8 protein-coding genes are annotated in these 7,716 nt (G+C 38.5%); all 8 read right to left on the minus strand.

Annotated elements, in window-relative coordinates; translation table 11 throughout:
* Positions 1-269 precede the first annotated feature (269 nt).
* Genes DRF65_RS19390 through DRF65_RS19425 form a run of 8 tightly spaced genes read right to left on the minus strand, consistent with a single transcriptional unit; the run spans position 270 to position 7,715 of the window.
* Positions 270-1,049 carry a 4'-phosphopantetheinyl transferase family protein gene (locus tag DRF65_RS19390; protein ID WP_115972395.1) on the minus strand — a complete coding sequence of 260 codons (780 nt, stop codon included), beginning with the start codon at positions 1,047-1,049 and terminating at the stop codon, positions 270-272.
* A 4-nt stretch (positions 1,050-1,053) separates the two neighbouring features.
* Entirely contained in the window at positions 1,054-2,049 is a 996-nt protein-coding gene (locus DRF65_RS19395) for a fumarylacetoacetate hydrolase family protein (protein ID WP_115972396.1), read from the minus strand.
* Between the two features lie 36 nt (positions 2,050-2,085).
* Entirely contained in the window at positions 2,086-2,910 is an 825-nt protein-coding gene (locus DRF65_RS19400) for an alpha/beta hydrolase (RefSeq protein ID WP_115972397.1), read from the minus strand.
* A gap of 4 nt (positions 2,911-2,914) precedes the next feature.
* Positions 2,915-4,168, minus strand: a complete 1,254-nt coding sequence (locus tag DRF65_RS19405) for a flavin-containing monooxygenase (RefSeq protein ID WP_115972398.1) — start codon at positions 4,166-4,168, stop codon at positions 2,915-2,917.
* 1 nt (position 4,169) lies between these two features.
* Positions 4,170-4,976, minus strand: a complete 807-nt coding sequence (locus tag DRF65_RS19410) for an enoyl-CoA hydratase/isomerase (protein WP_228438815.1) — start codon at positions 4,974-4,976, stop codon at positions 4,170-4,172.
* Positions 4,963-6,207 (minus strand): hydroxymethylglutaryl-CoA synthase family protein, encoded by a 1,245-nt coding sequence (locus DRF65_RS19415; RefSeq protein WP_115972399.1) that lies wholly within the window; start codon positions 6,205-6,207, stop codon positions 4,963-4,965. The genes DRF65_RS19410 and DRF65_RS19415 overlap by 14 nt, the downstream gene beginning before the upstream one ends.
* Complete coding sequence (locus DRF65_RS19420; RefSeq protein WP_115972400.1) at positions 6,191-7,462, minus strand: beta-ketoacyl synthase N-terminal-like domain-containing protein; 1,272 nt, start codon at positions 7,460-7,462, stop codon at positions 6,191-6,193. Before DRF65_RS19420 ends, DRF65_RS19415 begins: the two co-directional genes overlap by 17 nt.
* A gap of 4 nt (positions 7,463-7,466) precedes the next feature.
* Complete coding sequence (locus tag DRF65_RS19425; RefSeq protein ID WP_115972401.1) at positions 7,467-7,715, minus strand: acyl carrier protein; 249 nt, start codon at positions 7,713-7,715, stop codon at positions 7,467-7,469.
* Between the last annotated feature and the right edge of the window lies 1 nt (position 7,716).

The following is a 7,716-nucleotide window of genomic DNA, read 5'->3' on the forward strand; positions in this document are numbered from 1 at the left end:
TATAGACAGAATTGGACAGATCAGACTCAAAAAGTAGTATTTCTTAAGCTGGCTAAAATGGTGTTCCTGGATAAAAGATCTTCATCCAGCTCTATCCGTTCATATGAGGTTTAAAGGCCTCCTCGGGAATTAGATTTCTGAAAGCATCTCAATTGGGATTCTCACTTTATCACAAAAATAGGCTTTACGAAATCCGTAAAGCCTAAACTTTATTTAATCCTTATGGATAAAGAGTTTTAAAAATATAATAAGATCATAAACTTCAGGTATTATATACAGCTTTTTGGAATATTACCTTCCGTATTCATTGAAAGTACCTTTATCAAATGATCTTTAAACCTTATTATACTGTTTAATTCCATCTCTGATTTAGCAGGAATAACAACTGAACACACATGGGTAACTGTTTTAAACATAATCCCTTTGTATTGGCTGAAATTTTTAAAATGACATTCCCATACATCATTTGTAAGAGGTCTGGACTTATTTAAGGTCAGGAATTTAAAGTCAAGAGTTAAGCCTGTATTTAAAATTTTTGACAATGCCTCCATAGCACTCCAATGCATAAAAGCTTCTTCAGCTTCAGTGATACCGGGAAAGCAATTACGATCATCCAGCGTAACAAACTGTTTTATAAGATCTGTTTTTTTAAAGTCAATTTGCTCAATATCAATTCCGACAGGATGTTCTTCTGGAAAAGCCAATGCTACTCCCAGGTTAGAGCAATGTGAAATACTTACTCTTATATTTTCAGACAATCCGGTTACAACAGGAAATCCAAAAACACCATGTCCAATACTTATAGAGCTGGATTGGATATCAGGCAACAGATTCGAAATCGCCAGTTTTGCGGAGGCCCTTCCTAAAATATAGCTTATCTTCCTCTTTTCAAATCTGAAATGATGATACTCTTTTTCTTCCTTTCCGCTTAATAAATATGCTAATTTATTTAAAGATGAAAATTCTCCTGTAATGAACGCATAGCCGATAGTATATACTCCATCTTTTCTTAATAAAGGAAAATTTCCATTCACAAAATAGGGTTCCATACAATTAGCCCGGAAAATATTGAACTACTTTTTGCTTTATTTTTCCAAAAACAGAGTTTCCCTCTTGATCAAGCATTTCTATTTCGATTGTATCTCCAAATTTCATGTAAGGTGTTTCCGGAGCACCGTTCTGTATGGTTTCCAGGCATCTTACTTCTGCTAAACAACTCGAGCCATCAGGGCTGCCATTATTGGCTACTGTTCCGGAACCTATGATTGTCCCGGCAGTTAGAGATCTCGTCTTTGAAACATGCTCAATTAAACGGGCAAAATCGAATGTCATATCAATTCCGGCATTGGGAGATCCTATTTTAGTTTCGTTTAATGTAGAAGTCAATGGCAAATGAACTTTTGTACCATCCCATGAAGCCCCTAATTCATCAGGAGTAACAGCAACGGGAGAAAAACTCGTCCAAGGTTTCGACTGGTAAAATCCAAATTGTTTACCCAATTCGTTTGGAATCAAATTACGCAGGGTTACATCGTTTACCAACATAACCAGCTTGATATGTTTTTGAGCCTGCTCTGTTTTTGTTCCGGCAGGAATATCATCAGTTATTACAGCAACTTCAGCTTCAAAATCGATTCCCCATTCTTCGTTTTCTACCAGAATATCATCATTGGGGCCAATAAAAGCGTCCGAAGCCCCCATATAAACCAACGGATCTGCCCAAAAAGAAGCTGGCAGCTCTGCTCCCCTTGCTTTTCTTACTAATTCAACATGCGTTACATACGCACTTCCATCTACCCAGTGGTAGGCTCTTGGAATCGGTGACATAATGTGAGCTGTTGAAAACCCGAAAGTATTCTCCAATACACCCTTTTCGAGATCTTCTGCAACTTTACGTAGCTGAGGTTCTACAACATTCCAGTTATCAATTGCCTCCTGCATTGTTTTGGCTATTTCAGTTGTTTTAACGGCAGTTTTCAGATCTCTGCTGACCACAACCAATTGTCCATCTCTACTATTTATATTATCTACTATTGTTGCAAGTTTCATTTTTTTTAGCTTTTTTATTATTTTATTACAAATTTATTATAATCTATTCTTTATCCAATCTATTATCATTCTTTTTTGCCCTATACTTCTATCTCCCTGCAGTAATTCATGACCACAGTTTTCAACAGTTTCAAACGTTTTATCAGAAGAAGTTGATTTTTCAAATAATAATTTACTTCCGGCTGGATTTGATAATTGGTCATTTAAATCATGAAATACTAAAAATGGCATTTTCATTTGATTAATTGATGGTGGAACTGTATTCATGGCACGCATTAATTCTCCCAAAAACTTCCACTTTGCCCCAATATTAGCTACAAGTGGATCATTATTATACTTTTCAATTACTCCTTTGTCTGTCGAAAGTGCCAATGCATTCAATTTGACAGAAGAACGTTTGCGTGCCAGGAGTTTTGACAGAGCAAGAACAATTTTTATCTTCAGTTTTGATGCCGAGGCATTTTGAATCAGTGATGGAGATGTTAGAATCATTCCACGGACATTGGGAGTTTTACTGCCTGTAGCATACTTGTAAGTGATTAATCCTCCCATACTATGCCCCAACAAGAAGAGGGGTGTAACTGTTCCAAGGCTTTTTACAAAATGATCAAGATCATGAACATACTCATCAAATGACTGAATAGCAGTTCGTTCTCCGGTAGATTGACCATGCCCTCTCAGATCGAAAGCAAAAACAGAAATCTGATGCTGATTAAGGTATCGAGCTACCTCTTCATAGCGACCGCTATGATCAGTATATCCATGTGTGATAACCACATTTGCAATAGGTTGTTCCACTCTCCATTGCCTTGTAAATAATTCAACAGTATTGTCTGTTACCAGTTTTTTTTCTTCGTACATGTTTTTAGTTTTTTTGCAATGCGATAAGACTATCAGTTTTCTCTATGAGTTTCCTAAATCTTTTGATACAAGCTTTAGGCGTTGTTCTTAACGGATTCGTCCGTTCGCCGAGACCGGCATAGATGATACCTACCGGTTTGGATTCTTTCTGTTGCAATTGGATTGCTTTGGAAATCAGTTTTGCGTTGGTAAAGACAATAGGACCAATACCATTATTCGGTACTCCGGAGCCTATCACATAAAATTCTTTAGCCAATGGAGTAAAAATTCCGTGAACCAATGCAGGCCTATTTTCTTCAACCGGGATCACTCCAGGTTCAACGATCTGATAAGAGGGCCGGTATCCTGTAGCAAAAATGATCAAATCATATTCTTTAGCTGTACCATCCACAAACAGAACATTCTTCCCATCAAAACCTTTTATTTCAGGTTTCAGGGCAAATTTCCCATGTTTTATGCTGTGAATAAAGCTCTCGTTAACCGTTGGAGGTTTGGTAAATAATTCATGTTTGGGTTTTGGAAGCCCATAATCACGAATATCTCCGAATATTACATTGTGAGTATGTTTGATAATGCGCTTTTTAATCCACAAAGGAACATTCATTCCAAGGTAATCTGTAATGGGCTTTTTCTTGAACATTTTCGGAATAATCCATGGAGTATCTCTCAGGCTCACATCTGTTGTTTGGGCATTCAATCCGGACTCAACAACGATATCCACTCCTGAATTTCCTGCACCTACGACCAATACATTTTTCCCTTTCAGGATTTCCGGTGTTTTGTATACTGAAGAATGCAGGATTTCACCTGTAAAGGTCCCTTCATAGTTTGGTATTACAGGAATTCTAAACAAACCGATTGCCAGAACAATTCCAGAAAACTCTTCTTCATTACCATCCCTGAACTGAATAAGCCATCGCTCATCTGGCAAACATTTGATTAATTGAATTCCGGTATTGAGCCTGAGATGTTTTTCCAATCCTTTTTGTTTTACAAAATCCTGAAGATAATCCTGAATTTGTTTCTTACTTGGAAAAACAGGGAAACTTTCCGGCATTTTAAAGTCTGGAAATTCCATGACCTTCTTAGGGGTAATGGTATGCCCGCTTTCGTAGACAATGTTGTACCAGTTTCCTCCGATTTGTGAATTTGAATCGTAAACTACAAAATCAACGTCTGATTTTTTCAGTTCATTCGCCATAGCAAGCCCTGAAAACCCTGCGCCAATAATGGCATATTTTTTCTTTGTTTCTTTCATATTACTTTCCTTCCCAGGGAAAACGCCCTGTTGATAGATAATTTTTAATTGTCGTCTGTACCTGATCCGATCCGGCAAGTTCTGAAATAGTATTTACTGCAAGTTGTTTGGTCTGTTCATCAATAATCCAAAGTTTTTCCAGATAATTTTTAGCACCTTTGATGGTTTGTGTTTCCAGTTTCGTCAGCCGAAGTAAGAGTTTACGTACTTCATTATCCGGGTCATTTGTTTTCACATCAATTAAGCCAAGTTCATAGGCCCGTTCACATGGGTATACCTGAGTGGTGAGTGTCATCATTAATGCTTTTTGATAGCCTATTCTCCGGATCAAATAAGGCAGTACACATGCTGGAAGCAAACCAAATAAGGCTTCTGACAGGGCAAATGTGGAACGCTCTGATGCAATAACGATATCTGATGCAGCCACCAAACCAATACCTCCTGCATTTACCCTTCCATCTACTTTGGAAACAATGATTTTACCTGTTGATGAAAATTGTTTCAATAATTCATAATATTCTTCCGAATCCCTTGAAGCCAGTTTCCCTTCAACATCAGATGTTAATGCCCTGAAATCCATTCCAGTGCAAAAAATACCGTTGGTTCCTTCCAGAATAACCACTTTTATCTCTGTATTTTCTTCAATTCCGGTCAATATGCTTCTCATTTCGGACAGCAAAACACTGTTTATAGAATTTTGCGCTTCCGGCCGATCTATGCGAATGGTTACAGTCCCTCCATCCTGTCTGAGTTTGACCGTAGAAAATACTGTCTGCAGAATTCCTGTCATACTGTTAAACCCATTCATATTTTCTATGAAAATCTTTGATTGCTGAAAAGACCAACTTGTTTTTTCCTTTAACATGATTAAATGGTTTTGGGAAACGATTAAAATCAATTTCCAGATCTCTCAATCCAAATCGGATATCTTTGTTGGAATAGATAACTTCTTCGTATTCGTCCATTGTCATCACATAACGGTCATTCAAATGTTCTTTCAAACCATATTCTCTTAATATTTCCTGTGATTTCGGAGTCACTACTCCACTGTAAAATTCAGAGCTGCATCCTGATCCGTAAGAAAATATACCTAAGCGTTTCGGAACAGAAAAATCACCATTATCAATTGCACTGGCTAACGCAAGATGAGCTGTAGCACCCATGATATTTCCAACACGCTGACAATAATGCAACGACGGTTCAACCCGCTCTTGAAAATCAGTTTCAATTTCATTAGGTTTAGCCCGTTTGAACTTTCGCATATTGGTACGATGTGCTCCTTTCACCATTCCGCCGAATGGAGTATGGAAGACCAGGTAATCAAACGAATCCTGATAATCGGCATTTTCAACTCTTTTTTGATATTCCAGGAACGTTTTCTCACAACAATCAAGATATGAAAGCAAGGATAAATCAGCATTTCCGGCTTCATGATCCGGAATTGGTCTGCAGGAATCCATCACTTCATAGCCATAGTAACCATTGGCTCCTTTATCCACTTCAAATATCAGGGGATTATCACTGATCAGCATTGCTACCGCTCCTGATCCGGAACTTGGCTCTGCATAGCCTAATTCGGAAAGGCCTTCTACTACAGACGCTCTTGTAATATCCGTTGCAATTAACAATACTTTTTTCCCTGGCGCAACCTGCGAGAAAATGAAATTAACGGCCATCTGGAATCCGGCAGTCCCGGAATAACAGGCGTTTTTCATCTCAAATAAACGACAGTTTCTGCCCAACTCCAGGTAGTGATGTACATAGGTACTGAGTGATTTACCAAAATCCAAGCCGGATTCTGTACAGGTAATCACCATATCAATGGATTCCTTTTCCTCTTTACTTAAGCGATCAATGATCGGTTTTGCGGCATTCACAGCATTTGTAACCGGATCTTCGTACGGCATAGGAACCGTTTTCTCTCTCATCAGGAGGTTTTCGAAACGTTCATTATCCAGATTTCTTCGAACGGCAAGTTCTTTTACATTAATGGCAGCAGAGCCACAATAAACGTTCATTTTTTCAATTCCTGCTCTCATTTATTTTATTTTTTAATACGATGGAGGTATTGATGCCTCCAAATCCATAACTATTGCTGATACACCAGCTCAATTGGCGTTGATCGTTAAGGGCCTTTGCCCAGTTTATATTATTTTTTACTGCAGATTCAAGATTTCGTGACTCATGTACAAATCCTTCTTTCATCTGAATGACACTTGCTACTACCTCTACCAGTCCCGCAGAAGTAATACCATGTCCAATCAGCGATTTTGTACTATTAACAAGCGCCGAATGGCATCCTGCAAGCAACAGTGCTTCGGCTTCAGTCTGATCGCCTAATGGGGATGAACTGCCATGTGAATTGACATAATTAATCTCATTACCAGATATTTCTGCCATTTTCAGGGCTTTTCCCATTGCAGCAGCTTCACCGTTCAAATCCGGATTCGGATTTCTGTTTGCATCCAGTACTACCCCATATCCTCTGATTTCTGCTAATGATTCTGCATTCCGTTTTTGCACATGTTCTGAAGATTCAAGAATAACACATGCTGCATTTTCTCCAAATACAAAACCTGCATGCTCTTTATCAAAAGGACGGCACAAGTGTGCAGGATCACCATTATCTTTCAGTTTTGCCATTGCACCCATCTCGGTAAATCCTACAAATTCATAAATAGATAAAGCCATCATCGGTGCAACGACAATTACTACATCGTATTCACCTGTTCTGATTAAACGGCTGCCCTGTACCAATCCCATATTCCCGCTTGCGGAAGCAGCTCCCAGAGTATAACCTTCTCCCTTTATTCCTATTAGTTCACTGATAGTGCCAACGATATCGGTATCCAGAAAGTTGATTCCATAGCTGGCAGACAGACTTTGAAGTTTGAGTCTGTATTTCTCCATGGTTTCAAATTGATTTCCTGCCTGAAAATTACTTCCACAGGCCACAATTGCTACACGGGAAAGATCGACCTGTGTATCATTCAAACGAGCATTACACCAGGCATCAAGTGCAGTGTAAATACCCATTTGAAATCCTTTTGAAAGATTTCTCAGGCGAATTGCTTTTTTAAAAAGCTCATCATTTGAAGGGTGTTGCTGGAAATATTTTTTGATGTCTAAATCCGGATTTTGTGCTATTGGGAACCGGAACTGCTGATTTTCCAATTCCAGATTAACAGAAGTATAGTTTGTATGTCCATTCTTCAGCCCATCTGTAAACTCAGCAATTCCAACCCCAATTGGAGTCACTGCACTTATTCCTGTTATTTCAACAGAGATACTCATACACTTAGTTTAATTCCTTACGTTTTTCGGCAATCAGATCCGCCAATTCTCCGATCGTTTTTGCATTCACAAAATCAATTCTTGAAATGTCCAGTCCAATACGTTCCAGAGTCAACGTAATTAATTCTCCACGATCAAGGGAGTTTGCCCCCAGATCAACAAATGTTTCTTCGTTGGAAAATGATTGGTCTTCCAATTCAGGCATGATTTCGATTAAATTTTCACGGATTACTGTTTCTAGTTCTTCTTTCATT

Origin of the sequence: Chryseobacterium pennae, assembly GCF_003385515.1 — a bacterium.
GTDB lineage: Bacteria > Bacteroidota > Bacteroidia > Flavobacteriales > Weeksellaceae > Chryseobacterium > Chryseobacterium pennae.

Excerpts from the sequence above, each read along its gene's own strand:
- DRF65_RS19400 (WP_115972397.1), bottom strand. The coding sequence starts at position 2,910 with ATGTACGAAGAAAAAAAACTGGTAACAGACAATACTGTTGAATTATTT.
- DRF65_RS19415 (WP_115972399.1), bottom strand. The coding sequence starts at position 6,207 with ATGAGAGCAGGAATTGAAAAAATGAACGTTTATTGTGGCTCTGCTGCC.
- DRF65_RS19405 (WP_115972398.1), bottom strand. The coding sequence starts at position 4,168 with ATGAAAGAAACAAAGAAAAAATATGCCATTATTGGCGCAGGGTTTTCA.
- DRF65_RS19420 (WP_115972400.1), bottom strand. The coding sequence starts at position 7,462 with ATGAGTATCTCTGTTGAAATAACAGGAATAAGTGCAGTGACTCCAATT.
- DRF65_RS19395 (WP_115972396.1), bottom strand. The coding sequence starts at position 2,049 with ATGAAACTTGCAACAATAGTAGATAATATAAATAGTAGAGATGGACAA.
- DRF65_RS19390 (WP_115972395.1), bottom strand. The coding sequence starts at position 1,049 with ATGGAACCCTATTTTGTGAATGGAAATTTTCCTTTATTAAGAAAAGAT.
- DRF65_RS19410 (WP_228438815.1), bottom strand. The coding sequence starts at position 4,976 with ATGAATGGGTTTAACAGTATGACAGGAATTCTGCAGACAGTATTTTCT.
- DRF65_RS19425 (WP_115972401.1), bottom strand. The coding sequence starts at position 7,715 with ATGAAAGAAGAACTAGAAACAGTAATCCGTGAAAATTTAATCGAAATC.